We start from the raw sequence: 25,589 nt of genomic DNA, 5'->3' as shown, positions 1-25,589 counted from the left end.
TCGTACCGCTCAGTCCTCCTCGGAGGGCCGGCGGACCGGCATCAGGCGGGAGCCCGCCATCTGCTCGCCGAAGACGTCGTCGGGGTTGGAGAGGACGCAGGTCTCCAGGGAGAGACAGCCGCAGCCGATGCAGTCCGTCAGGTGGTCGCGCAGTCGGCCCAGTTGCTTGATGCGCTCGTCGAGCTCCGTGCGCCAGGCCGCCGAGAGCCGCGCCCAGTCCTCGTTCGTGGGAGTGCGCTCTTCGGGGAGCCGGGCGAGCGCGTCCCGGATCGTGGCGAGGGGGATGCCGACGCGCTGCGCGGCCCGGACGAAGGCGACCCGGCGCAGGGCGTCACGGCCGTACCGGCGCTGGTTGCCCGTGGTGCGGCGGCTGCTGATGAGCCCCTTCGTCTCGTAGAAGTGCAGGGCGGAGACGGCGGCCCCGCTACGGGCGGAGAGCTGGCCGACGGTGAGCTCGTGGATCTTCTCTGGAATCTGCGGCACTCCACGAACCCTACTGGTGCGTCAGGGGCGGCCGTTGACAGCGGCCCCCATACCCCACATGCTGAGCAAGCGCTTAGATACCGAGCGGTATGTCGTACGAGAAGGGACGAGGAACATGGCCGAGCCGAGGATCTTCACCTCCGCCGAGGAACTGCGCGCGGGGGTCGGCGAGCAGCTGGGGTACAGCGACTGGCTGGAGATCGACCAGAAGCGCATCGACCTCTTCGCCGAGGCCACGGGTGACCACCAGTGGATCCACGTCGACCCGGAGCGCGCCGCCCACGGCCCGTTCGGCGCGACGATCGCCCACGGCTATCTGACGCTGTCGCTGCTGCCCCTGTTCGTCCCACAGGTCCTGCGGGTCGAGGGCATGAAGATGGGCCTCAACTACGGCACCGAGAAGGTGCGGTTCCCCTCCCCCGTACCGGTCGGCTCGCGGCTGCGCGCCACGGCCGTCCTGACGAAGGTCGAGGAGGCGGGCGGCGGCGTGCAGGTGACGGCGGCGGTGACCGTGGAGCGCGAGGACTCCGACAAGCCGGCGTGCTTCGCCGAGTCGGTGTCCCGCTACTACTTCTGAACCCCGACCATCCTCAGTACGAGGTCGGCGTAGAGCGCGCCGACCTCGTCGGGCGAGCGGCGGCCCTGCGTGTTGAACCAGCGCGAGACGTCGATGCAGAGGGAGAGCACCGCGACCGTGGTGCCGGGCACGTCCGGCACCACGAACTCGCCCGCGGCCACGCCCTCGTCGATGATCCGGCGCACCGCCCCGTCGGACTGCTTGCGCAGCTCCACGATCTCGGCGCGGTGCTCGGGGCCCAGGGCGTCGAGCTCGTACTGGACGACGCGCGCGGTCGTGTGGCGCTCGGCGTGCCAGCGGACGAAGGAGTGCACGGCGTCGGCGAGCCGCTCGGCGGCCGTGCCGTCGCGGTCGGCCGCGGCCCGGAGGATCTCCAGGGCCTTGTCGTGACCGATGCGGCTGATCCGGTGGAGCAGCTCTTCCTTGGTCTTGTAGTGGATGTAGAGCGCGGCCGGGCTCATGCCGGCCCGGCCCGCGATGTCCCGGGTGGTGGTGGCGTGGTAGCCGCGCTCGGCGAACGCCTCGACGGCGGCCACCAGCAGTCGCCGGGCCGCCTCGGGCGTGACCTCGCCCCAGGGCATGTCCTCGCCCCCGGGCGTCTCCTCCGCCGCGCTCATCCCACACTCCCTCTCGGACCCCGTCAGGACGAACACCATACAACGTGGGTGAGCAAGCGCTTAGAGATCGGCGGCTCGGAGCTTCGGCGACTCAGAGCTTCTGGAAGGGGTCGTGCTCGGCGAGGAGCTTCTCCAGACGGGCCTGGTCGACCCGGCTGTGGATCTGTCCGGCCTCCTGGCGGTCGCGGATGACCTTGGCGAGGGTGAAGGCCGAGGTCGTGAGGTAGAGGACCGAGATGGCGAGGAAGGCCCGCACCCAGGCGCTGGCCTCCAGCTGGTAGACGCCGATGGCCACGGCCGTGCCGGCGACCCCGAAGGAGATGACGGCCTGCATGTAGTAGGCGGCGGTGTTCTGCTGCTTGACCGGTGTGTCGCTCATGAGGACAGCATCGGACGGATGTGGCCGGCGCCACATCCGTCCGGGTACTCAGCGACGTACTCAGAAGGCCGGGGATCGGACGTCCCCAGGAGGCCGGGGATCGGACGTCAGAAGGCCGAGACCCCCGTCAGCGCCCGTCCGATGATGAGCTTCTGGATCTGGCTGGTGCCCTCGTACAGGGTCATGACGCGCGCGTCGCGGACCAGCTTGCCGACGGGGTACTCGTCGATGTAGCCGTAGCCGCCGAAGACCTGGAGGGCGTTGTTCGCCGCGCGGACGGCGGCCTCGGAGGCGTACAGCTTCGCCTTGGAGGCGGCGGTGGCGAAGTCCTCGCCACGGTCGATCAGGTCGGCGACCCGCCAGGTGAGGAGCCGGGCGGCGTCCACGTCGACGGCGATGTCGCTGATCAGCTCCTGCACGAGCTGGTACGAGGCAATCGGCTTTCCGAACTGCTCGCGCTCCCCCGCGTAGCGCACGGCGGCGTCGAGCGCGGCCTGGGCGATGCCGACGCAGCCCGCGGCGACGGACATGCGGCCCTTGGCGAGGGCGGACATGGCGACGGTGAAGCCCTTGCCCTCGGGGCCGAGCATGGCGGCGGCCGGGACGCGGACGTCCTCCAGGACCAGTTCGGCGGTGGCCTGGCCGCGCAGTCCGAGCTTGCCGTGGACCGCGCGGCGGGTGAGGCCGGGGGTGTCCGTGGGGACGAGGAAGGCGGAGACACCCTTGTGGCCCGGGGTGTCGTTGGTGCGGGCGAAGAGGAGGACCAGATCGGCCCAGGTGCCGTTGGTGATGAACATCTTGGTACCGCTCAGGACGTAGTCGTCGCCGTCGCGGACCGCGCGGGTGGTCAGGTTCCCGGCGTCGGAGCCGGTGCCGGGCTCGGTGAGGCCGAAACAGCCGAGCGCCTCGCCGGAGGCGAGCCGGGGCAGCCACGCCTGCTTCTGCTCCTCGGTGCCCCAGGCGGCGAGGGTCTTGGCGACCAGACCGAGCGAGACGGACACGATGCCGCGCACGGAGGAGTCGCCGCGGCCGAGCTCCTCGGCGACGAGGCAGTACGCGAGATGGTCGCCGCCCGAACCCCCGTACTCCTCCGGGATGGTGAGCCCGAGGAAGCCGACGGCGCCGAGCTTCTTCACGATCGCCCGGTCCACCTCCTCGGCACGGTCCCACGCGACGGCGTGCGGGGTGACCTCGCGCGCGACGAAGTCCTCGGCGAGCCGCCGTACGGCTTCCTGCTCCTCACTCAGCGCCAGATCCACCGTGCCACCTCATCCTTCTCGCCCGCCATTTAATTACCACTGCTAGTTTTCTTGCGCAGGCCTACTATGTGCGCCATGGCCCGACCGCGCAAGCCCCTGCTCAGCCGAGACCGCATCGTGGAGACGGCGGGTGCACTCGTGGACGCGGAGGGACTCGCCGCGCTCTCCACCAGGCGACTCGCGGCCGAACTCGGGGTGAGCGGGCCCTCGCTCTACAACCACTTCCGGACGAAGGACGAGATCCTCGACGCCGTCGCGGACGCGGTGAGCGCGAAGATCGACCTGTCGATGTTCGCGGAGACCGACGGCCGCGACTGGCGTACTGCCCTGCACGACTGGGCGGTCTCGTACCGCGCGGCCCTCGCCGACCACCCGCACATCGTTCCCGTCCTCGCCCAGGGCCCCGGCCGCCGTCCGGCGGGCCTGCGCGTCGCCGACGCGGTCTTCGGCGCGATGGTCCGGGCGGGCTGGCCCCCGGCGCAGGCCACCTCGATCGGCGCGCTGATGCGGTACTTCGTCACCGGCTCCGCCCTCGGCTCCTTCGCCCGCGGCTTCGTCGACGACGAGACGGCCTACGACCCGGCCGACTACCCCCATCTCGGCCAGGCCCACCTCCTGGCCGAGCACCGCCAGAAGGTCGACGAGCGCGCCTTCGAGACGGGCCTGCGGGCGCTGCTCGACGGACTGCTGATCCAGTACGAGAGCTCGGCGCCGGACAGCTCTGTGCCCGGCGGATCGGTGCCCGGCGGCGTGTCGGTGTCCGAGGGTTCGGTGTCCGGCGGATCGGTGCCCGGCGGATCGACCTCGGACAGTTCGGCGTCGGACAGTTCGGCACCTGCCGAACGGTGAGTGCGGGACCCTGAGGTCATGGCAGCCAGTGATCTCGCCGCGCTCGCGGCGCTCTTCGCGGACGAGAGCCGCGCCACCTTCCTGCTCGCCCTGCTCGACGGGCGGGCCTGGACCGCCGGGGAGCTCGCCCGCCACGCGGGCCTGGCGCCGTCCACCGCCAGCGAGCACCTCGGAAAGCTCGTCGCGGGCGGGGTGCTCACGGAGGAGCGGCAGGGCAGGCACCGGTACGTCCGGCTGGCCGACCCGGGGATCGCGCATCTCGTCGAGGACCTGGCCGCCCGGTCGGAGCCCGGACCGGCGGCGCCACCGCGCTCGCTGCGCGCCGCGAGCGCCGGACGGGCGATGGCCCGGGGGCGGACCTGCTACGACCACCTCGCCGGGCGCCTCGGGATCGCGATCACCGAGGCGATGACCGTGCGCGGACTGCTGCGCCAGGACACCGGGTTCGCGCTCACGGACCGGGGCGTGGGGTGGTTCGAGGAGCTGGGCGTGCCCCTCGTACGGGCGGGGCGGCGGCCCGTCGCGCGCGGCTGCCTCGACTGGACCGAGCGCAGGCCGCACCTCGCGGGGATCGCGGGCGCCGCGCTCTGCCGCCACGCGCTGGACACCGGGTGGTGCGTGCGGATCGGGACCGAGCGGGCCGTGAAGGTCACGGCGGAGGGCGAGGCCGCGCTGCACGAGACGCTGGGCATCGCTCCGGCGTCGCTGCGCTGAGCGGGCCCACCGGCCGTTCGACCCGCCCACCCGCTGACCATCGGCCCGCCGGCCCGCCGGCCCGCCGGCCACCAGCCCGCCGATATTGCGGTGAACGCCGAACCGTCCGCGCTCTACGGTCAGGCCATGCAGAACCGAACCTCTCGCCTCGCGCTCACCGCCGCCGGTGTCACCGTCGTCCTGTGGGCCTCCGCCTTCGTCTCCATCCGCAGCGCCGGGGCGGCCTACTCCCCCGGCGCCCTCGCCCTCGGGCGGCTCCTCGCCGGGGCGCTGGTCCTCGGCTGCGTCCTCCTGATCCGGCGCGAGGGGCTGCCTCCCCGGGCGGCCTGGCGCGGGATCCTGATCTCGGGGCTGCTCTGGTTCGGCGTCTACATGGTGGTCCTCAACTGGGGCGAGCAGGAGGTCGACGCGGGGACGGCGGCGATGGTCGTGAACATCGGGCCCATCCTGATCGCGCTGCTCGGCGCGAGGTTCCTGAAGGAGTCACTGCCGCCCCGGCTGGTCGCCGGGATGGCCGTCTCCTTCGCGGGCGCGGTCGCCGTGGGCCTCTCCATGTCCGGCGGGTCCGAGGGTTCCGGCGGATCGTCCGGCGCGCACGCCTCGGTGCTCGGGGTGGCGCTCTGCGTGGTCGCGGCGGCGGCGTACGCGGGCGGGGTCGTGGCCCAGAAGCCGGCGCTCGCGCACGGCAGCGCGCTCCAGGTGACGACCTTCGGCTGCCTGGTGGGCGCGGTGGCCTGCCTGCCGTTCGCCGGGCAGCTGGTCGAGGAGGCGGGCAGGGCCCCGCTGTCGGCGACCCTGAACATGCTCTACCTGGGGGTGTTCCCGACCGCGCTGGCCTTCACGACCTGGGCGTACGCCCTGGCCCGTACGACCGCCGGCCGGATGGGCGCGACGACATACGCCGTACCCGCCCTCGTCGTCCTCCTCGCCTGGCTCTTCCTCGGCGAGCTGCCGGGGCCGCTCACCCTCGCCGGGGGCGCGCTCTGCCTGGCGGGCGTGGCCGTGTCCCGTTCGCGACCGCGGACCGTCGCCGCTGCCGGAACGGCCGAATCCACCTGACGGGCCGTACCCCCGCTTCCGGACACTCACGGGCGGTCGTCAAGACCATGGCCACGACCAGGTTCCCGGCGCCTCGCCCGCGGTGTCCTGACCCGTCACCCCGTCAGTTCCCGCGCCCGGAGCGCAGCAGCTGGCGGGCGAAGGCCGACATCGAGCGGCCGATGCGCTCGGTCGACAGGCCGAGTTCGTGCCGCTGGAACTGGAAGAGCTCCGGCGCCAGCGGGCCGAGCGCGATGTCGATCATCGGGTCCGGATCCTCCACCCCGTGGTCGACGAGCAGCGTGCGGACGTGCACGCGCCAGAACCCGTACGCCCCCGTCCTGAAGCGCGCGGCCCCGGTCTCCGCCCCCAGCGCCAGCGGCAGATGACGCTCCAGCAGGTCGAGCATGGCGAGGTAGAAGGCGGCGAGCCGCTCCCCCGCGGGTGCGCCGGGACCGAGCGGCGGCGGTCCGTAGATCAACTGCCCCTGGAGTCGGCGCTCGTGCTCGTCGAGGAGGGCGACGGCGACGGAGGGCGGGTCGGGGAAGCTCCGGTAGAGCGTGGCTCGGCCCACGCCGGCCGCCTTGGCGATCCGGTCCATGGTGACCGACCGGGGGTCCTGCTCGGCGAAGAGCTGCTCGGCGGCGGCCAGGATCTGGGCGCGGTTCCGCTCCGCGTCGGCGCGCCGGCGCGGCGCGACCGGCTGCTCGTCCGCCCCCTGCAGATCACCGAGGAGGCCGTCGACCCGGTGCACGGAGGAGTCCGCGGAGGAGGCTCCACGTCCTCGCTGCTCGTCGTCGCTCATGGACCAGACCCTACTTCCCTCAGCTCTAAGTGGACACCTTGTCCGCTTGGGTTGTCGCGTGGCATGCTAAACGGACTCAGTGTCCACTTACCTGCTCGCCATCCCGCCCAGGGAGATCCAGATGCACACCGCGCTCCTCGCCGCGGCCCTGCTGGTCGGCTGCCTCCTGGCCGTCCAGGCCTCGGTGAACCTCCAGCTCAACTCCGCCGTCGGCACTCCGTACGGCGCCTCGACCATCCAGCTCGGCGTCGCGACCGGGCTGCTCACCGTCCTCGCGGTGGCGGCCGGAGCGCTCGGTGCGCTCGGCAAGCTCCCCGACGTGGAGGCCTGGCAGCTGCTGGGCGGACTCGCCAGTCCGCTCTACATCACGAGCGGCATCCTGCTCTTCCCACGGCTCGGCGCCCTCGCCGCCGTCGGACTTTTCGTGACCGGCCAGATGTTCGCCTCGCTCGCCCTCGACCTCTTCGGCCTCCTGGGCCTGGAGCGGCAGGGCCTCAACGCCGGGATCGTCATCGGTGCCCTCGCCGTGCTCGCGGGCATCGCCATGATCATCCGGGGCATGAAGGCGGCGGCCCCGCCCGGCGCTCCCCGGATGTCGGGCGCCGGGCGCGCCGGCTGGCTCGCCCTCGGCGTGCTCGCAGGAGCCGTCCTGCCGGTGCAGGGCGCGGTCAACGCCCAGCTCCGCGCCCAGTTGAAGGAGCCCCTCACCGTCGCCGTGATCAGCTTCGCCGTGGCGACCTTCACCATCGCCGTCGTCCTGCTCGTGCTCTACGCGACCCGTCGCACGCCGAAGCCGAAGATCGCCCCGCTGAAGAAGATGCCCTGGTGGGGCTGGCTCGGTGGCGCGTGCGCCGCCGCCTACGTCACCGGCACGTTCCTGCTCATGCCCACCATCGGCGCGGCGGTGACCATCGCGCTCACCGTGACGGGGCAGCAGCTCACCTCGGCGCTGATCGACCACAAGGGCCTGTTCAAGCTGCCGCAACGCTCGCTGACGAAGCCCCGTGCCCTGGGCCTCGTCCTGCTGATCGCCGGCTCCCTGACCATCCAGCTCGTCTGAATCCCCCGACCGAAGCCCCCAACCCGAAACCCCCAACCCGAAACCCTCAACCCGAAGCCCTCAACTCGAAGCCCCCGACTCTCCGACCGAGGGATGTGCCGTGAAAGCCACCTACACCGCAGGGCCGGACATCCACGTCCTCCCCTCGGCGCTGCCCGTACCCGGCCTCGGCGACCAGCCGGTCCACGCCTTCCTCGTACGGTCGGGCCTGCCGATGCTCGTCGACACCGGCATGCCCGTCGACCGGGACGGCTTCCTGGAGTCCCTCTGGTCGCTGATCGACCCGGCGGATCTGCGCTGGGTCGTCGTCACCCACGACGACCGCGACCACACCGGCGCCCTGGCGGCCGTCCTGGAGGCCGCGCCGCGCGCGAAGGTCCTCGTCCACGCGCTATCGCTGACGCGATTATCGGAAGAGTTCGACATTCCTCGGGAACGGGTGGTGACGGCCAACCCGGGAAGCGGCGTGAAGATCGGTGACCGGGAGCTGAGTTTCCATCGGCCGCCCACCTTCGATTCACCCGGGACACTCGCGGTGTTCGACCATTCCGACGGCACGCTCTACAGCTCCGACAGCTTCGGGACCGTGGTCGAGGAAACAGCCCGGGACTTCGCCGATCTCGACGAGGCGGATTTCTTCCACGGGTTCGACGTCCTGAACCGGGCCATAGCCCCGTGGACCGCGCTGGTCGACGAGGGGAAGTTCCTCCGGCCCGTACGCGAACTGGCCGCGCTGCGTCCCGCGCGGCTGCTCAGCGCCCATGGTCCGACCGTCCGCGAGGCCGCCGTACCGCGGCTCTTCGAGGCGATGACCCGTATCCCCTCCCTGCCCGCCTGGCTCCCCGGCGCCGACCTCGACCTGGAGGCCGCGCTCGACGCCCACGAGTCCCGCACCGGCTGAGGCCCGCCGCCCGGCCGCTTCCCGAACCGAGGAGAACCATGACCCACCCGACCAGCTCCGAACCGACCCCCTTCGACCCGGCCACCGTCGACCTGACCCCGCCGCGCGGTGTCGTCACCGTCTACTCCGACATCTGGTGCTCCTTCGCGCACATCGCCGTCCACCGCCTGCACACCACCCGGGCCCGGCTGGGCCTGGCGGAGCAGGTCTCCTTCGACCTGCGCGCCTTCCCGCTGGAACTGCTCAACGACGCCCCGAGCCCGCGCCCCGGCACGGACAGCGAGGTCGCCCGGATGGCCAGCCTGGAGCCGGCCGCCGGCTGGCAGCTGTGGCAGGCCAAGGACTGGCTCTACCCGTCGACGACGCTGCCCGCCCTGGAGGCGGTCCTCGCCGCGAAGGAGCAGAGCCTCCATGCCTCGGAGCAGCTCGACCTCGGGCTGCGCCGGGCCTTCTGGGCCGAGTCGCGCTGCATCAGCCACCGCAAGGTGATCCTCGACGTGGCCGCGGACAGCGGCGCGGTCGACGCCGACGCCCTCGCCGCCGCGCTCGACGACGGCCGGGCCCGCCGGACGCTCTCGGAGCACGCCGCCGTGTCCCGTACCGACCGGGTGAACTGCAGCCCGCACCTGTTCCTGTCCGACGGCTCCGACCACGCCAACCCGGGCATCGACGTGGGCTGGGAGGGCGGCTACGGCATCGGCTGGCCGGTGATCGCCTCGGACGACCCGAAGGTGTACGAGGACATCCTCCTGCGGGCCGCCACCGAATAGTCGAATGCGGGCGTCAGGGCGTCAGGGCGTCAGGGGAAGACCACCAGGGCCCTGCCGCCCTTGCCCGCGAGCATGTTGTCGAAGGCCGCCGGGATGCCCTCCAGGGTGATCCGCTCGGTGACGAGGGCGCCGAGGTCGAAGCGGCCGGCCCTGATGTGCTCGGCGAGGACCGGCAGGTCGGCGGCCGGGTTCGAGTTGCCGTAGACGCAGCCGGCCAGGGTGCGGCCCCAGTGGAAGAGCTCCAGGGCGTGGAAGGTGACCTGCTGGTCCTTGCCGCCGATGCCGACGACCGTGGTGCGGCCGCCACGCCGGGTGGAGTCCCAGGCGGTGCGGATGGTGACGGCGCGGCCGACGCACTCGACGGCCACGTCGACGCCCTGGCCGCCCGTCAGCTTCCGGATGTCCTTCGCCGTCGTCTCGGAGGCGACGACGTACTCGGTGGCGCCCGCCGCCCTCGCCAGGGCCTCCTTCTCCGGGGAGACGTCGACCGCGACGATCGTGGACGCGCCCGCTATCCGGGCGGCCTGGAGGGTGGCGAGGCCGACCCCGCCGACACCGAACACCGCGACCGTCTCGCCCGCCCGGACCCGGGCGGAGTGGTGGACCGCGCCCCAGCCGGTGAGGACGGCGCAGCCGAGCAGGGCGGCGTCGGTGAGCGGTACGCCGTCGGGGGCGGGCAGGACGCAGTTCGCTGCGACGACCGTCTCCTCGGCGAAGGCGGCGACGTTGAGTCCGGGGTGGAGCTCGGTGCCGTCCTCGGTGCGGGCGTGGACGTTCGCGGAGCCGGTGAGGGCTTTCGCGCAGAGCCAGACCTCGCCGAGCGAGCAGGGGTGGCAGTCGCCGCAGGACGGCGCCCAGTTGAGGACGACGCCGTCGCCGGGTGCGACGTGCGTGACACCCTCGCCGACCGAGACGACGGTGCCGGCGCCCTCGTGGCCGAGGACGGCCGGGACGGGCACGCGCATGGTGCCGTTGGAGAGGGACAGGTCGGAGTGGCAGACCCCGGCGGCGGCGAGCCGGACCCGGACCTGGCCGGGGCCGGGCTCGGGGAGTTCGATGCCGGTGATCTCCAGGGGAGAGCCGACGGCGGGCAGGACGGCGGCGCGGATCAGGCTCACGTGCGGTACTCCTCGTGGCTCAGAACTGGAGGGACTTGGTCTGGAGGTACTCGGCGAGGCCGTGCGCGCCGAGCTCCCGGCCGACACCGGACTGCTTCCATCCGCCGAAGGGGGCCAGCGGGTTGAACCGGCCGCCGTTGATGTCGACCTGGCCGGTCTCCATGCGGCGCGCGAAGGCGACCGCCTCCTCGGGCTCGCCCCAGACGGCTCCGGCGAGGCCGTACTCGGTTCCGTTGGCGATGGCGAGGGCGTCGGCCTCGTCCTCGTACCTGATGATCGAGACGACCGGGCCGAAGATCTCCTCCTGGGCGATGGTCATGTCGGGGGTGACGTCGGCGAAGACGGTCGGGGAGACGTAGTAGCCGGTCTCGCGCGGGGCGTCGGGGCCGCCGGCGACGAGCCGGGCGCCCTCCTCGACGCCCTTCTCGATGTAGCCGCGGACCCGGTCCCGCTGCTTGGCGTTGACGAGGGGGCCGACCCGCTCGCCGGGGACGTACTTGGCGACGGCCTCGGCTGCGAGCGCCACCGCCTCCTCGTACCGCTCGGCGGGGACGAGCATCCGGGTCCAGGCGCTGCACGTCTGGCCGGAGTTGGACATGACGTTGGCGATGCCGACGGCGACGGCCTTGGGGAGGTCGGCGCTCGGCAGGATCACGTTGGCGGACTTGCCGCCCAGTTCGAGGGCGACCCGCTTGACGGCGCCGCCCGCGAGGGCGCCGATGCGGCGGCCGACGGCGGTGGAGCCGGTGAAGGAGACGAGGTCGACGTCCGGGTGTTCGGCGAGGGCCTGTCCGGCGACCGGGCCGAGGCCGGTGACCAGGTTGAAGACGCCGGCGGGCAGGCCCGCCTCGTGCGCGGCGTCGGCGAAGAGCTGAGCGGTGAGCGGGGTGTCCTCGGCGGGCTTGAGCACGGTCGTGCAGCCGGCGGCGAGCGCGGGGGCGACCTTGGCGACGATCTGGTGGAGCGGGTAGTTCCAGGGGGTGATCGCGGCGACGACGCCGACCGGCTCGGCGTAGACGGTGGAGTTGCCGACCTTCTCCTCGAAGGGGTGGGTGGCGGCCAGCTCGGCGTACGAGCCGGCGACCGCGATCGGCAGGCCCGCGTGGACGGCGGCGGCGAGCTGCGGCGGGGCGCCGAGCTCGGCGGTGACGGTGGCGGCTATCTCCTCCGCGCGAGCGGCGAGCGCGTCGCGCAGGGCGGCGATCCGGGCGGCGCGCTCGGCGGGCGGGGTGGTGGACCAGCCGGGGAGCGCGGCGCGGGCGGCGCGGACGGCGGCGTCGACGTCCTCGGCGGTGCCCGCCGGGACATGCGCGATGAACTGCTCGTCCGCCGGGTTGACCACCGGGACGGTCTCCGTCGAGGAGGCGGGGCGCCACTCCCCGCCGATGTACATCGCGTCGTGGGCCTTCATCCGCTCTCTCCTCACGTTGCCGACCGGGCGTCGCCGACCGGACCTTGCGGACCGGACGTTACCGACCGGTTCGTCGTCCGGACCCAAACTAGCGCTGTTAGTTTTCCGGCGCCAGGGCCGACCGGAGTGCCCCGGGTCTCAGTTCCCCGCCGATCGTGCCGCCCCGGCACGGGCCCTGTCCACGACCGCCCCGCACAGCGGTACACCCCGGGAACTGGCGGAAGCCACCTTGCGACGAGGCCCCGGTCGAGCCGCCCGCGCTCGCGCTCACCGGGGAGGCGAAGCTCGGCACGGCGCGGCACGGCAGGGCAGGGCCGACCGGGCGGCCGGCCGGGGAGGCGGCCCGGCGGGCGGCCGCCGGAGGGGGCGACCGTACGTGCGGCGCGGGGCGCGACGCGGAGGGCCGCACGTCGTACGACCCGTTCGCCGAAGCCCTGGACGGCCGGCCGACGGCCGACCGGTCGGCTGACCGGCCGCGGAGCGGGCCAGGGCGGGCGCGTCCGGAGAGGGGCCGCAGTCCCGAGGAGGAGCGGGAGCGGCTGTTCCGGGCGACGGCGGGGCTGCTCGGGGAGCTGACGGCCGAGCGGCCCGTGATGGTGGTGCCGGACGACCTCCACGCGGGGGACGTGGGCTCGTTCCAGCTCCTCGGCCATCTTGCCCACCTGGCTGGGAAAGAGGGAAGTACCTGGCGATTTCTCGCCATTGCCCGCTTTGGGGAACTTCCGGCGACCGGCCCCCGGCCACCAGGTGGTCGACCTGCCGATCGTCAGCCCTTCGCCGGCCCTGACGGCGGACGCTCCGGACGAGAGCCGAGCGACGGACGCGGCTGGGGTCCGTCGGTCAGGTCTGCCGGTCGGTCAGATCGTCCGGTCGACGTCGGTGAGGTGGGCGAAGACGACGATGTTCGCCTCGTAGCCCTTGCCCTTGTCGAACGCTCCGCCGCAGGTGAGCAGCCGGAGTTCGGGCCGTCCCTTGGCCCCGTACACCTCCTTGTCGGGGAAGTCGGCCTTGGCGTACGTCCGGACGCGGTCGACCGTGAAGACGGCGACCTTGCCGTCGGCGCGGGCGACCCGGACGGTGTTGCCCGGGCTGAGCGAGTCGAGGTTGAGGAAGACGGCGGGCCCGCTGCGGGTGTCGCGGTGACCGACGACGACGGCGGTACCGCGCTCCCCCGGGGTGACGCCCTTCGCGTACCAGCCGACGACCCGGGGGTTGTCGACGGGCGGGGTGTCGAGCCGCCCGGCGGCGTCGATGCCGAGGTCGGTGACCGGGGCCTCGATGGTGATGGCCGGGACGGCGAGCGCCGTGGGGCGCGAACGGGCCAGCGGCGCGGGGGGCGGCGCCGGCCGGGGCGGGGGCGTGGCCTTGGGGAGAGCCCTGGGCTTCGCCTTGTGGTCGAGGGAGGCCGGGGCGCCCGCCGCCGCTCCGGCCGCGGCCGCTCCCGCCGCGGCCGGGCCGGGTGCGGCCGGGCTCGCGGCGAGCGGCGGGTCGACCGGTTCCCCGTCCCCGGCCCACCAGGCGCCCCCGGCCACCAGGACGCACGTCACCGTGACGGTCCTGGTGAGCCGGAGGAGTCGCCGGTGGCGGCGTGTGAGGCGGGGTCGGCGCGTGGGGCGGGACCTACGCGGCGCCATTGTCGCGGCGGCGCGAGCGACGGATCAGGACCAGTCCGGCCGTGCCGGCGAGGCCCGCCGCGACGGCCGCCCCGATACCGAAGGTCGAGGAGTCCTCGGCGGCGATCGGCGCGCTGCCGCCGCCGCCCGCGCCGACCGGGCCGTGCGGGGGCTTGTGGTGGCCGTTACCGCCGTTGTCACCGTGGCCGTTGCCGCCCGGGCCTCCACCCGGGCCGCCGTTCCCGTTGGTCGACGTCGGCGTCGGCGTCGGCGTCGGGTTGGTGATGACGTCACCGGGGCACTCGACCTTGAAGACCTTGCTCTTACCGGCCCCGTTCTCGCCCTCGAAGGTCCAGACGAGCTTGTACTGGCCGCTGGGCAGCGACAGCTCACTTGTGTGGCCCGTGCCGGTGGCAAGCGTGATGTGGCCGCTGAGGTTCGGGTCGTCAGCCTTGGGTGGCTGGGGGGTGATCTCCCAGTCGACTTCCTGGAGCGTGTCGAAGTTGAAGGCCGCGAGGTAGAACCTGCAGACCTTCGGCTCGTTGCGCGGGTCGTCGAAGGGCGTGCCGACCTTGTGGATCTTGACGTCGCCGTTGTCGCCGGGCGCGGCGAACGCGGCCGGCGCGCCTGCGAGGGCGAGGCTGCCCAGGGTCAGGGTGACGGCGGCCGTGGCGGCGAGAGGTCGGGCGGTACGAGCGGTCATGCGGATTCCTCCGGAAGGAGTTCGACGGACAGTTCAACCGATAATCCGACTATCTGTCACCACATGAACACGGAGGGTGGCGACATGCTTGCGCCACCCTCCGAAGTCGCCCGTCCGGCCGAGCCGACCGCCCGGCCATGCCAACCCCGGCAGGCAGGCCGGACCCGGCCAGACCAAGTCAGGCCTGGTCAGGCCTGGTCAGGCCTCAGATGATCCCGAAGAGGATCCCCGCCGCCAGCACGACCAGCGAGGTCAGCGCCGCCCACTTCACCGTGAACCGGGTGTGGTCGCCGAACTCCACCTTCGCCATGCCGACGAGGACGTACACGGCGGGCACCAGCGGGCTGGACATGTGCAGCGCCTGGCCGACCAGCGACGCCCGGGCGATCTCCAGGGGCGACACGCCGTGGGCCGCACCGGCCTCCGCGAGGACCGGCAGCACGCCGAAGTAGAAGCCGTCGTTCGACATGAAGTAGGTGAGCGGAAGGCTCAGCACACCGGTGACCACGGCCATGTGCGATCCCATTCCCTCGGGAATGGCGCCGACGAGCCAGTCGGCCATGTGCTCGACCATGCCCGTGCCGGTGAGGACGCCCGTGAAGACGGCCGCGGCGAAGACCATGCCCGAGACGTTGAGGACGTTGTCCGCGTGGGCGGCGATCCGGGCCTTCTGCTCGGTCATGTTCGGGTAGTTGACGGTGAGCGCGAGGGCGGCGCCGAGGAGGAACAGGACCGGGATCGGCAGCAGTTCCAGGATCATCGCGGTGAGCAGCACGATCGTGAGGCCGGCGTTGAACCAGTACAGCTTGGGGCGGAGGGTCGGGCGGTTCGGGTCGAGTCCCTGGAAGCCCTCGTCGTCGCCCGCAGCGACACCCGCACCCGCACCCGTGTCCGTGCTCTCGGCGGAGCCGCCGACCGACTTCTTCGGTGTGGTGTCCGTACCGCCGCCGCCCGCCGCGACCAGCACGGTCTCGGTCTCCGGCACCAGGGCCTCGTCGAGCGTGAGGTAGCCGATGCGCTTGCGCTCGCGGCGCCCGAGGACGTAGGCCAGGGCGAAGACGAAGAGCAGGCCCACGCCGAGCGCGGGGATCATCGGTACGAAGATGTCGGCGGCGTCCAGCTTCAGCGCGGTCGCGGCGCGGGCCGTGGGGCCGCCCCAGGGCAGGGTGTTCATGACGCCGTTGGCGGTGGCGGCGACACCGGTCATGACGACCAGGCTCATGCCGAGCCGCTTGTAGAGCGGATACATCGCCGAGACGGTGATCATGAAGGTGGTGGAGCCGTCGCCGTCCAGGGAGACGATCGCGGCGAGCACCGCCGTACCCACGACGACGCGTACCGGGTCGGCCTTGCAGAAGCGCAGGATGCCCCGGACGATCGGGTCGAAGAGACCGACGTCGATCATGACGCCGAAGTAGACGATCGCGAACATCAGCATCGCGGCGGTCGGCGCCAGCTTGCCGACCCCCTCGATGACGTAGTCGCCGAGCTGGGCCCCCTGCCCCACCGCGACGCAGAACAGCGCGGGGATCAGCACGAGCGCCGCGATCGGCGACATCTTCTTCATCATGATCAGGACCAGGAAGGTCGCGATCATGGCGAAGCCGAGGACGGTCAGCATGGAGGACACCTCACGTTCACCCTTGAACTGCCGCCGAGCGGCGGTCCGGATGACGGTAGGTGCCCTCTTCTGCCGTTAACAAGATGTTGATGCGTGAGCAATACGAGCAAAACCCCAGGTCACGACGGGGTGGGTGCCACATCGACGGGGAAGCCGTTGAGGACGGCCGTGCCGGAGAGGGGGTCGATCCGGGAGCCGTCGAGGAGCTGGTTGACGTTGACACCGGGGCGGGCGGCCGCCACGGCGAGCTGCGTGCCGGGCCGGTCGTGGCCCCAGCCGTGCGGGAGGCTCACGACGCCGGGACGCACCCCTTCGGTGACCTCCACGGGCACGTCGAGAGCGCCGCCCTCGCCGGTGACCCTGGCGAGGTCGCCGTCGGCGAGCCGCAGCCGGACCGCGTCCTCGGGGTGCACCTGGAGGGTGCAGCGGTTGGAGCCGCCGCCCAGGGCCGGGGTGTTGTGCAGCCAGCTGTTGTTGGAGCGCAGGTGCCTGCGGCCGACGAGCTGGAGGGTGCCCGGGGCCGGTACGGCGTGCAGCGCGGCGCGCAGCCGGGGCAGGTCGGCGGCGAGGGGCGCGGGGAGGAGTTCGATCCGGCCGCTGCGAGTCTTGAGCACCTGCGGGAGGCGCGGCTTGAGCGGGCCGAGGTCGATGCCGTGCGGGTGCGCCCGCAGCTCGTCGAGGGTGAGTCCGTACGGGCCGAGGCGCAGCATCAGGTCGAGGCGGCGCTCGGGTCCGGTGGTTCCGGTGAGCCGGCCGGCGAACTCCTTGGGGTCCGCGCCGTACGCCGGTGAGTGCTCCTGGGTGACGGCCTTGGCGAGGGTGGTCTCGACAGCGAGCTCGTCGACGGCGGACGGCGGGGCGCCGTGCATGCCCGAGACGGCGAGGATCAGCCGGGCGTGGATCTCGCACTCGTCCATGCCGTCCGCTTCGAGGGGGACGGCCGCCGGGGTGTAGCGGGCCTGGTCGCGGACGGCGAAGCCGTTGAAGGCGAAGTCGAAGTGGGCGCTCCGGGAGGGTGGCGGCGGGGGCAGGAGGACGTCGGCGTGACAGGTGGTCTCGTTGAGGTACGGGTCGACGGCGACCATGAGGTCGAGGGAGCCGAGGGCCGCGTCGAGCCGGTTCCCGTCGGGGGCGGAGAGGACGGGGTTGGCGGCGATAGTGATCACCGCCCGGATGCGCCCGTCGCCCGGTGTCTCGATCTCCTCGGCGAGCGCGACAAGCGGCAACTCCCCCTTGATCTCGGGGTGGTGCGAGACCCGGCTGTGCCGGCGGCCGAGGGCGAAGCCCCTGCCGGGGCCCGCCGGGCGGGGGGCGGGCGCGGTGGCGGAGAGCGGGAAGAGCGCGCCCCCGGGCCGGTCGAGGTTGCCGGTGAGGACGTTGAGGACGTCGACGAGCCAGTTGCCGAGGGTGCCGTACTCCACGGTGGAGCTGCCCATCCGTCCATAGACGGCGGCGGAGGGGGCCGCGGCCAGTTCGCGGGCGAGGGTGCGGACGGTGGCGGCGTCCACGTCGCAGACGGCGGCGACGGCCTCGGGGCTGAACTCCTCGACCGCGGCCCGTACCGCCTCGACGCCTTCGACCTGGGCGGCGAGCGGGCCGAGGTCGGTGAGGCCCTCCTCGAAGAGGGTGTGGACGAGGGCTGCGAGGAGGAGTGCGTCGGCGCCGGGGCGGATGGCGACGTGACGGTCGGCGAGGCGTGCGGTGCGGGTGCGCCGGGGGTCGACGACGGTGAGGGTGCCGCCGCGCCGCCGGAGCGCCTTGAGCCGGCCGGGGAAGTCGGGGGCGGTGCACAGACTTCCGTTGGAGTCCAGCGGGTTGGCGCCGAGGATCAGGAGGTGGTGGGTGCGGTCCAGGTCCGGGACGGGCACGGCGAAGGGGTCTCCGAACAGCAGGCCGCTGGAGACGTGCTTGGGCATCTGGTCGAGCGTGGACGCGGTGAAGAGGTTCCGCGTGCGCAGGGCGCCGATGAGGAGGGGCGGATAGAGGGCGCCGGCGATGGTGTGCACGTTGGGGTTGCCGAGGACGATACCCACGGAGTCCGGCCCGTACTCCTCGATCAGTGGCCTGATCCGGGCGGCGATCGTGTCGAACGCCTCCTCCCAGGTGGCCTCCTGGAGTCGGCCGTCCTTCCGGACGAGCGGGCGGCGGAGCCGGTCCGGGTCGGCGTCGACCTCGGGGAAGGCTGCGCCCTTGGGGCAGATGAACCCCTGGCTGAAGACGTCGTCCCGGTCGCCGCGGGCTCCCGTGACCCGCGAGCCGTCGAGGGTCAGGGTCAGTCCGCAGGTCGCTTCGCAGAGGGGGCAGATGCGCGGGGCGGTGGGCATGGCGTCTCCCGGGAGGCCGACGGTCGGGGCCGGGGCATCGGCCCGCCGCGAGCATACCGACCGGTAGGCATGCCCGGGAGGGTTACGGCGGGACGGGATACAGCGGGCGGGGTTGCGGCGGGGACCGTTACGACAGGGAGGGCGCGAGATAGGCGTGGAGGAGCTGCCGCGTCTCGTCGATGACGGCGGGATCGCCTTCGGGGGCGGTGCGGAAGGCGAGCCGGACCAGGGTGTCGGCGGTCTCGACACCGACGCGGACCTTGCGGCGCAGCGCCTCGTCGGCGGGGCGGCCGAGGTGGGCGGCGAGCAGGTCGCAGATCCGCTCCGCGACCAGGGCGTTGGGGTCCTCGCCGGTCTCCTCGGTGGCGGGCACGGCGAAGTCGACGAGGGCGAAGCCGGGGACGGTCCGCTTCATGGCGATGAACTCGTCGAGGACCCCGTCGATGGCGCCGTGGGGATCGGGCTCGGCGGTGGCGTCGAGGTGGGCGGCGATCCGCTCGGCGTACCGGTCGAGGTTGCGGTGGGCGAGCGCGGCGACCATGGCCCGCTTGTTGTCGAAGAAGCGGTAGACGGAGCCGATGGGGACACCGGCGCGGGCGGCGACGGCGCGGGTGCTCAGCTGCTCGTAGCCGGTCTCGTCGAGGAGTTCGGCGCAGGTGTCGAGGATCCGAGCGAGCCGCTCGGCGCTCCGCTGCTGCACGGGCGTGCGGCGGAGCGTGGACGGGGCGGGGGCGTGGGACTGGGGCACGGGGTCCATGATGCCGCCCATCGGGCGGGAGGGGACGGCCCGGGCGGCCCGGACCTCGGCCCGCGCGGCCCGGGCGGTGCGCTCACTCCTGCCGCACGAGGAGTTCCAGGGCCTCGGAGACGTGCCAGGTGCCGTGGCCGAAGCGCTCGGCGAGGGTGCGGAAGCGGGCGTACCGCTCCTCGGTGAGCGGCACGGCGAGGACCGCGAGGAGGCGGACGAGCAGCCGGAAGCCCAGGTCCGGGTCGGCCTCGGTGACGACCCGCGCGACGGCCTCGGCCACGACCGGAGCGGGCAGCGGGTGCGCGTGCGGGCTCACGGTCCGGCCCGCGAGCCCGGGTGCCGACTCCCCCAGCACGTCCAGGACGGCGCCGGCGAGTTCGGCCCTGACCGGAACCGTACGGGGTTCATAGCCGGGGGCGACCAGGGCGAGGTGGTCGCGGCAGGCCGCGGCGACCGCCCGGAGCCACGCCCTCCCGTCGAGACCCGCCCGCTCGATGTCGTACCCCTGTTCCGACGCGGCGCCCCACACCGTGACGATCGTGCCGGAGGGCACCGGGGACTCCAGGAGCCGGAGGGCGTCCTGGAGGAGTGCGGCCGCGGCGGAGCCCGGGGTCTGCCCGGCCTCGTCGGCGGCGACGGCCCGCTCCAGGACCTGGCGCGGCACGTCCTCGTGCCACGGACCGGCGAAGCGGAAGGCGAGCTCGGTGAGGCCGAAGTCGCCCTCGGCGTCCCGGCGGGCGGGGTCCACGGGCGGCCACCGCACGGCGAGGTCGTCGTACAGGAGCGGACCGGGGTACGCGAGGCGCTCGTCGAGCGCCGCCAGCCGGTCGAACTGCGGCTTGCCGACGGTGACGCGCCGGGTCTTGAGGACCCGGAGGTACAGCCGGAGGGCGAGGTCCGCGTCGGCCTCCTCGGCGATCGCCTCCAGCGCTCCCGGAAGGCCGGCGAACGGCAGGTCAGTGAAGGCGCCCCCCTCGGCGGCCGACGCCCGGATCTCGGCGACGACGTCCGCACGCAGCTCCGCCTCGTCGATCACGGGCGGTGGCAGGAGGGACCAGTGTCGGGGCACCGCCTCCCGTACGCGGGCCGGGTACCGCTCCGCGAGCCGGCGCAGCCAGCCGCGGACGTCCGTGCCGTGCTCGGCCGGGTCGAACCGTCCGCCCGTGGCCGCCCGCCACACCGTGCGCAGCGCCTCGTCGGGGACGGCGGACTCCAGCAGGAGCCGTACGTCCGTTCCGAGTTCGACGGCACCCTCCCCGTCGCCCAGCCCGGCCACGTCCGCGGCGAGGCCCAGCGCCGTCGGGGGGTCGACGGGCCCGGTGGAGGCGTGGAGGCGCGCGGCGAGCGCGCTGAGGCCGAAGTCCCCCTCGTAGAAGGCTCCGTACGCCTCGCGTTGTCTTGCCATGCCCACTTTCCTCTCGCTTCCTCTGGCTTCCGCGTCCCACGCCGTACGGGCCCGCTCCGTGACCGGAGCGGGCCCGTCGTCATGCTCGGCCGGTGATACCCGTGATCAGGTCACCGGCCTCCGTGCATCGGTTCTCGTCCATCGGCCTGCGTGCGCCGAGGGGAGCCGTCAGAGCGGATGCGCCGTGAAGACGATGAATCCGTCGTGGCCGTCCTGTCGCGGAAGCCTCTTCAGCACCACCTTGACCCGGTTGCTGGCCTCGGTCCAATTGCCCTGGTCGTCGTAGATCTTCCCGAGCGGGGAGTGTCCGTCGTACGTGCCGAAGATGGGGAACTCGTCCTTGTTCCGCCATTGACCCCGCTTGTGGAGGAAGTTGTCGAAGGCCGTGAAGCTGGCGTCCCGCCTGTTCCCTTGCGGGAAGAAGTAGTACTGGATGACGGCGTTGACCGCGTCCTGCGCGACGTCCTGATTGGTCCAGACGCTGCTGACCGGCGCCAGGTTCTTCCTCCCGTTCTCGATCGCGAACTGCTTGGCCTTCTCGGGCGTCACGTCGACGTGACGGCGGATCGTGTGCGCCCCGCTGTTGGGGAACTCGAGCTCGTCGGTGAGCTTCGCACAGTTGTGGACCAGGAGGTCCTTCGCCCGCTGCCCCTCGGCACGCACGTAGAACGTGTGCAGGCCCTCGACCGTCAGGTCGTGGACCTCGCGCGGAGCGAGGCCCGCGCGGTCCCGCAGCCCGGTGACGGCGAGCAGGGAGCCGTCGGGCGCGCGCAGGGCGTCGCCCGTGCGCAGCTCGGAGACGAGCGTCCAGTCGCGCCCCTCGACGTACACCCGGTGTCCGGCGGTGCTCGTCAGGACGGACCCGTCGGCGAAGGTGATGTCGACGAGCCGGTCGGTGTCGTGCGCGTAGGTCGCGGAGACCGTCTGGGAACGTCGCTCGCCGCTGTCCGGGTCCGCCGCGAGGACGCGGTCGCCGACGCGCACGTCGGCGATCGGCTTGTGGCTGCCGTCCGCCATCAGCACCCGGGTGGTTCCCGGGAAGCTGTTGCGCGCGCAGGACGTCAGCAGGTCCTCGTAGAGGTTGACCGTGTTCTCGAGCCGCACGAGGGTCGCCGGGTCCAGCCCGTCGAGTGCCTTGAGCGTGTTGAACGCGTCCCGGACGCCGATCCCGGTGTTCAGCGCGGCGTGGAGGGCGGTGATCGCCTCTCCGACCTTGGCGAACGCCTTGCCGGGGATGAAGTTGCTCGCGGCCCAGGCACAGCCGCCGGCGCTGCCCTTCCAGCAGTCGATGAAGTCCTGGAGCAGGGCGGCCTTGAGGACCTTGTAGACAATCGTCTCCTGGATGAGGTCCCACTTGCTGAAGTAGCGGGTGACCTCCTTCTTCAGTCCCTTGAACGACTGCCGCTGGAGCTGCAGGGTGTCCTCGGACGGGCAACCCGCGGCCGTGGCCGGCACGTTCGGGTTGGTGCACATGAAGAAGTCGACCTCGACGTCGAACGTGACGTCGAAGGTGACCGTGCAGCCGATCCAGCCGGGCTCCAGGACGCAGGGAGCCCGCTGCTTGGAGTCGGTCACGTTGAGGGTGCTCTCGTCGACGACGAAGAACGTGCCGCCGACCCCGCCCGTGCCCGCGCCGTCCGCGATCTGCTGGTTGGCCTGCTTGCGGGCGGCGGACTCGGCCGCCTGCTGTGCCTCCTTGGCGTACCGCAGCGCGTCCTTGGCCGCTTCCTCGGCCTGGGTCGCGGCGGCGTCGGCGCGGTCGGCCGCCGCTCGGGCGTCCTTGGCGGCCTGCTCGGCGGCGGCTGCCGCGTCGCGGGCGCCCTGGGCGTCAAGGGCTGCCTGGTCGGCGGACTCGCGGGCGGACCTGGCGTGGCCCTCGGCGCGCCCGGCCGCCTTGTCGGCGGCCTCGGCGTCCACGCCGGCCTGGCGGTCCCACTCGACCGTACGGGCCAGGGACTCGGCCGCCTTGGCCGCGGTCCGGGCGGCGTCGGCCGCGTACCCGAGCGCTTCCTTGGCGTAGGTGCGCGCGTCGGCCGCGTGGGCGGCGGCGTTGGCGGCGTGCACATAGGCCTGCTTGGCCTCGCCGGTGGCCGCGTCCGCGATGGCCTTGGCGGCGGCCGCCTCGTCCTTCGCGTTCGCGGCGTGGGTGTCGGCGACGGCCTTCTGCTGCTCGGCGATCGTCTTCGACGCCTGGCCGGTCAGGACGACCAGGCCGGCGGCCGAGTCGGTCGTGACGTACGGGGAACCGAGCTGGATCGCGTCGTTGGCGGGCTGGGCGACCTGCGCGGCGGAGTTCCCCGCGTCGACCGCGGCCTGGGCCGTGACGTGCGCGAAGCCGGCGGCCTCGGCGGCGGCGGCCAGGGCCTTGCCGGCCTCCTTGTTCGCCTCGTCCGCGTGGGTCTTGGCCTCCTTGGCCTTGGCCTCCGCCTCGTCGGCGAGCTGCAGCGCGGTCTTCGCCGCGTCGGCGGCACGCTTCGAGGCCTCCAGGGCGTCGGCCACGGCGCTGGTCGCGGTGGCCACCGCGGCCTCGGACCGGAGCTTGGCGGCCTGGGCCGCGTCCGCGTCGGCGCGGGCCCGGCTTGCGGCTGCCTCGGCACGGTCGGCGGCGGCGTCCGCCTCGGCGGCCGCCTCCGTCGCCGCGTCGGCCTCGCCGCGGGCCCGGCCCGCCGCCGCCTCGGCGGCGTCGGCGTGCGTGTCCGCGGTGTCGGCTGCCTCGCGGGAGGCCTGGGCGTGCTCGTCGGCCTTGTGCGCCTGGGCGTAGGCCTCCTTGGCGTCGGCCTTGGCGCGGGCGGCGTCGGCCCGCTGCTCGGCGGCCCAGGCGTCGTCCCGCAGCTCGCGGGCCTTGTCCTTGGCCTTCACCGCGTCGTTCTTCTTCTCGACCGCGGTGCCCTCGGCGGACTCGGCGAGCTTCTTGGCGTCCTGCGCCTTCACCGCCTCCGCCTCGGCGTTCTTGCGGTGCTGGGCCGCCTCGCCCTGCTTGGCGACGGCGGTCAGCTTCTCCTTCTCTGCGGTCTTCTCCTCCGCCTCCGCCGACAGCCTGCGGGCGTGGGCGTCGGCCGCGGCGGCCTTCGCGTCGGCCTCCGCCTTCAGGGCGACGGCGAGCTTGGCCTCGGCGGTCTCCTTCTCCTTCTTGGCCGTGTCGCGCTGGAGCTTGGCCCCGTCCGCGGCGGCCTTGGCCTGGAGCTCGGCAGCGTGGGCCGCCTCCTTGCGGAACTCGGCCTTCGACAGGGAGGCCTGGGCGAGGGCGCGCTGCGCGATCGTCTCGCTGTCCGCGGCGGCGGCCCTGGTGGCGGCCTCGGCGGTCTCGCCGGCCTTCACCATCGCGGTGAGCGCGGCGGAGATGCCCTTGGTGACCTGGGCCTTCTGCAGACCCACCAGCATGCCGCGGCCGCGCGGAACTCCCTGGGCGTCGGCGATGTCGTACGCGGCCTTCTCGGCGGCGTCGGAGGCGGCCACGGCCGCCGCGACGGCTGCGGCCTGCTGCTTGATGACCAGCAGCTGGGCCTTCGCGCCCGCGCGGGCGTCCGCGATGCCCTTCGTGGCCTGGTCGAAGTGGGCCTTGGGCTGCACCTCGCCCTTGTTGCCGGAGGGCTTGATGGTGAGCTGCTGCGGGCCGGTGCTGTTGCAGGTGGCGAGCAGCGCGTCCTTGCCGAGGTCGTACGTCGGGAAGTTCAGGCACTTGCCCGAGCCGACGCCCTTCAGCGCGGTGGTGGCGCGGGGGGTGTAGGCCCAGGTCTGCGCCGGGGAGCTGTTGCACGTGTAGAGCTGGATCTTCGTGCCGACGGCCGTGCCGCCACCCGCGACGTCGAGGCAGGTCATGGACTTGACGTTGCGCAGGTGCAGACCGTGGTCGTCGCCCTCCATCCGCCACTTCTGCCCGGCGCCGCCGTTGCAGGTGTAGACCTGGACCGGGGTGCCGTTGGCGGTTCCGCCGCCCTGGGACTCCAGGCACTTGCCCGGTGCGGCCTTGAGCTCGATCGTCGACTCGGCGTCACCGATCCAGCCGACGCCGCCCGCGGACCAGTGGTCCTGCCAGCGGGTGAGGTGGTCGGCGACCCACGAGTGGCCGAGCATCTGGCCGAGCGCCCGCGAGCCGGTGGCGAGCGCCTTGGTGGCGCTCACGCTCGCGCTGACGACCCGGTTCCGCTGGGCGGCCTGGGCGGCGATCTCCTGCTGCCACTCGGCGGCGGCCGTTTCGGCGACGGGGCCGAGGACCTTGTTCGGGTCGATCGCGTCGCGCCAGGCGCAGGTCGAGTAGCGCGTCTTCATGTCCTCGACGGCGATGCGGAACTCCGCGGTCCCCGGGGTGGGGGCCTTGCGGGGGAAGCCGCCGGCGGCGAGGAAGAGCCGGGCGTTGTCGCTGCCGGTGGGCTCGAAGGTGGCTTCCTTCAGCCACTTGAAGCCCTCGTGCTCGGCTCCGTCGCGGTACCAGTCGGTGCTGGTCTGCGGGTTGGGAGGGGTGCCGTAGAGAGGGGTGCCGAGGTCGGTGACGGCCTTGCGGGTCTTCTCGTCGGCCTTCGGCGTGGGATCGACGTAGAAGTCGCCCTCGTCCTTCCAGTACCGGTCGGCGATCCACTTGGTCAGGCCGGTCTGGGTGTGGAAGTCCTCGCCCTCGCTGATGCCGGGCGGCCAGTGGAAGGTGGCGTCGTTGATGCCCGCCGGAGTGGTCAGCCCGTACACGGGCTTCTTCCAGCTCTCGCGGAGGGCGTAGATGTCCGCCAGTTCCTTGTCGGCGGCGGCCTTGTCCTGCTTGAACGCCGTGGCGAGCGGCGTGTCCTGCCAGTACTTGCGGTCGGCCGCGGTGTGGAGGCCCTCGGGCGGCAGGTCGAGCCCGCCCTTGGCGACGGCCCCCATGGCGGGTCCGCCCATGCGCAGGACCTCGGCCATCAGGCACTGGTCCTGCCGCAGTTGCTCGGCCGCTGTGTCGTCGTACCAGTCGTAGTCGTTGCCGACGGTGGCCATGCGCGGGGCGACGGTGCCGGGCTGGACGGCCATGCCGCCGAGCACGGCGAGGCCGACCACGGAGGTGGTGAGAGGGGTGAGGATCGCGGACAACCGTGATCCAGGTATGAGCATTCCTGGTCTGAAACGCAAGAGTGGATCCTTCGTGTGGAACGAGGACGGTGGGGACGTCCTTCAGGAGAGTCCGGAACTCTGCGCGCGGATCAGGCGGGCGCGACGGATCGGCGTCCCG

Annotated in this window: 21 protein-coding genes; 7 read left to right on the top strand and 14 right to left on the bottom strand. The window is 72.9% G+C overall.

Features of this window, described 5'->3' with window-relative positions:
* Positions 1–9: 9 nt before the first annotated feature.
* Positions 10–483: a redox-sensitive transcriptional activator SoxR gene (gene soxR / locus SGA01_RS17215; RefSeq protein WP_141297370.1), complete on the bottom strand. Its 474-nt coding sequence runs from the start codon at positions 481–483 to the stop codon at positions 10–12.
* Between the two features lie 115 nt (positions 484–598).
* Here soxR and SGA01_RS17210 point away from each other — a divergent pair, with 115 nt between their 5' ends.
* A complete protein-coding gene (locus SGA01_RS17210) occupies positions 599–1,060 on the top strand; it encodes a MaoC family dehydratase (protein WP_141297369.1) in 462 nt (153 codons plus the stop codon).
* Here SGA01_RS17210 and SGA01_RS17205 read toward each other — a convergent pair.
* From SGA01_RS17205 to SGA01_RS17195, 3 genes are all read right to left on the bottom strand, one after another.
* Positions 1,051–1,677, bottom strand: a complete 627-nt coding sequence (locus tag SGA01_RS17205; RefSeq protein WP_055644394.1) for a TetR/AcrR family transcriptional regulator — start codon at positions 1,675–1,677, stop codon at positions 1,051–1,053. The genes SGA01_RS17210 and SGA01_RS17205 overlap by 10 nt on opposite strands.
* Before the next feature lie 91 nt (positions 1,678–1,768).
* Entirely contained in the window at positions 1,769–2,056 is a 288-nt protein-coding gene (locus tag SGA01_RS17200) for a YiaA/YiaB family inner membrane protein (protein WP_055644393.1), read from the bottom strand.
* A 107-nt stretch (positions 2,057–2,163) separates the two neighbouring features.
* Complete coding sequence (locus SGA01_RS17195; protein WP_141297368.1) at positions 2,164–3,315, bottom strand: acyl-CoA dehydrogenase family protein; 1,152 nt, start codon at positions 3,313–3,315, stop codon at positions 2,164–2,166.
* Between the two features lie 75 nt (positions 3,316–3,390).
* Between SGA01_RS17195 and SGA01_RS17190 the strand changes: the two genes are divergently transcribed.
* The 3 genes from SGA01_RS17190 (at position 3,391) to SGA01_RS17180 (ending at position 5,937) form a co-directional block, all read left to right on the top strand.
* Positions 3,391–4,164 (top strand): TetR/AcrR family transcriptional regulator, encoded by a 774-nt coding sequence (locus SGA01_RS17190; protein WP_229918023.1) that lies wholly within the window; start codon positions 3,391–3,393, stop codon positions 4,162–4,164.
* Between the two features lie 18 nt (positions 4,165–4,182).
* Entirely contained in the window at positions 4,183–4,878 is a 696-nt protein-coding gene (locus SGA01_RS17185; protein ID WP_055646420.1) for an ArsR/SmtB family transcription factor, read from the top strand.
* Between the two features lie 126 nt (positions 4,879–5,004).
* Positions 5,005–5,937 carry a DMT family transporter gene (locus SGA01_RS17180; protein ID WP_141297367.1) on the top strand — a complete coding sequence of 311 codons (933 nt, stop codon included), beginning with the start codon at positions 5,005–5,007 and terminating at the stop codon, positions 5,935–5,937.
* Positions 5,938–6,040: 103 nt separating this feature from the next.
* Here SGA01_RS17180 and SGA01_RS17175 read toward each other — a convergent pair whose 3' ends face one another.
* Positions 6,041–6,721: a TetR/AcrR family transcriptional regulator gene (locus SGA01_RS17175; protein ID WP_141297366.1), complete on the bottom strand. Its 681-nt coding sequence runs from the start codon at positions 6,719–6,721 to the stop codon at positions 6,041–6,043.
* Between the two features lie 79 nt (positions 6,722–6,800).
* On the opposite strand from SGA01_RS17175, the gene SGA01_RS17170 reads away from it, so the two are divergent.
* The 3 genes from SGA01_RS17170 (at position 6,801) to SGA01_RS17160 (ending at position 9,452) form a co-directional block, all read left to right on the top strand.
* Positions 6,801–7,781 carry a DMT family transporter gene (locus SGA01_RS17170; RefSeq protein ID WP_229918021.1) on the top strand — a complete coding sequence of 327 codons (981 nt, stop codon included), beginning with the start codon at positions 6,801–6,803 and terminating at the stop codon, positions 7,779–7,781.
* A gap of 100 nt (positions 7,782–7,881) precedes the next feature.
* Positions 7,882–8,682, top strand: a complete 801-nt coding sequence (locus SGA01_RS17165; protein ID WP_141297365.1) for an oxygen-binding di-iron domain-containing protein — start codon at positions 7,882–7,884, stop codon at positions 8,680–8,682.
* A 38-nt stretch (positions 8,683–8,720) separates the two neighbouring features.
* The gene (locus SGA01_RS17160) at positions 8,721–9,452 is read left to right on the top strand and encodes a DsbA family oxidoreductase (protein ID WP_174867350.1); all 732 of its coding nucleotides are present in this window, start codon (positions 8,721–8,723) and stop codon (positions 9,450–9,452) included.
* A 29-nt stretch (positions 9,453–9,481) separates the two neighbouring features.
* Here the strand turns inward: SGA01_RS17160 and SGA01_RS17155 are convergent, their stop codons facing one another.
* The 9 genes from SGA01_RS17155 to SGA01_RS17115 form a co-directional block, all read right to left on the bottom strand.
* Positions 9,482–10,564, bottom strand: a complete 1,083-nt coding sequence (locus SGA01_RS17155; RefSeq protein WP_055646416.1) for a Zn-dependent alcohol dehydrogenase — start codon at positions 10,562–10,564, stop codon at positions 9,482–9,484.
* A 25-nt stretch (positions 10,565–10,589) separates the two neighbouring features.
* Positions 10,590–11,981: an aldehyde dehydrogenase family protein gene (locus tag SGA01_RS17150; protein ID WP_141297364.1), complete on the bottom strand. Its 1,392-nt coding sequence runs from the start codon at positions 11,979–11,981 to the stop codon at positions 10,590–10,592.
* A gap of 857 nt (positions 11,982–12,838) precedes the next feature.
* Entirely contained in the window at positions 12,839–13,615 is a 777-nt protein-coding gene (locus tag SGA01_RS17145) for a class F sortase (protein WP_141297363.1), read from the bottom strand.
* Complete coding sequence (locus tag SGA01_RS17140) at positions 13,602–14,297, bottom strand: hypothetical protein (protein ID WP_141297362.1); 696 nt, start codon at positions 14,295–14,297, stop codon at positions 13,602–13,604. The genes SGA01_RS17145 and SGA01_RS17140 overlap by 14 nt, the downstream gene beginning before the upstream one ends.
* Positions 14,298–14,502: 205 nt before the next feature.
* Positions 14,503–15,918, bottom strand: coding sequence for a CitMHS family transporter (locus SGA01_RS17135; RefSeq protein ID WP_141297361.1), 1,416 nt, complete (start codon positions 15,916–15,918; stop codon positions 14,503–14,505).
* Positions 15,919–16,037: 119 nt separating this feature from the next.
* Complete coding sequence (locus SGA01_RS17130; protein ID WP_141297360.1) at positions 16,038–18,242, bottom strand: molybdopterin-dependent oxidoreductase; 2,205 nt, start codon at positions 18,240–18,242, stop codon at positions 16,038–16,040.
* A 127-nt stretch (positions 18,243–18,369) separates the two neighbouring features.
* Positions 18,370–18,999: a TetR/AcrR family transcriptional regulator gene (locus SGA01_RS17125; protein ID WP_055646415.1), complete on the bottom strand. Its 630-nt coding sequence runs from the start codon at positions 18,997–18,999 to the stop codon at positions 18,370–18,372.
* A gap of 73 nt (positions 19,000–19,072) precedes the next feature.
* On the bottom strand, positions 19,073–20,395 hold the full coding sequence (locus tag SGA01_RS17120) for a hypothetical protein (RefSeq protein WP_141297359.1): 1,323 nt from the start codon (positions 20,393–20,395) through the stop codon (positions 19,073–19,075).
* A gap of 168 nt (positions 20,396–20,563) precedes the next feature.
* Positions 20,564–25,471 (bottom strand): RICIN domain-containing protein, encoded by a 4,908-nt coding sequence (locus SGA01_RS17115; RefSeq protein WP_141297411.1) that lies wholly within the window; start codon positions 25,469–25,471, stop codon positions 20,564–20,566.
* Positions 25,472–25,589: the final 118 nt, after the last annotated feature.

It is taken from the genome of Streptomyces gardneri, from assembly GCF_006539185.1.
Classification (GTDB): domain Bacteria; phylum Actinomycetota; class Actinomycetes; order Streptomycetales; family Streptomycetaceae; genus Streptomyces; species Streptomyces gardneri.
The sequence above is the reverse complement of the archived record's forward strand: the minus strand, read 5'-3'. Positions and strand labels throughout refer to the sequence as shown.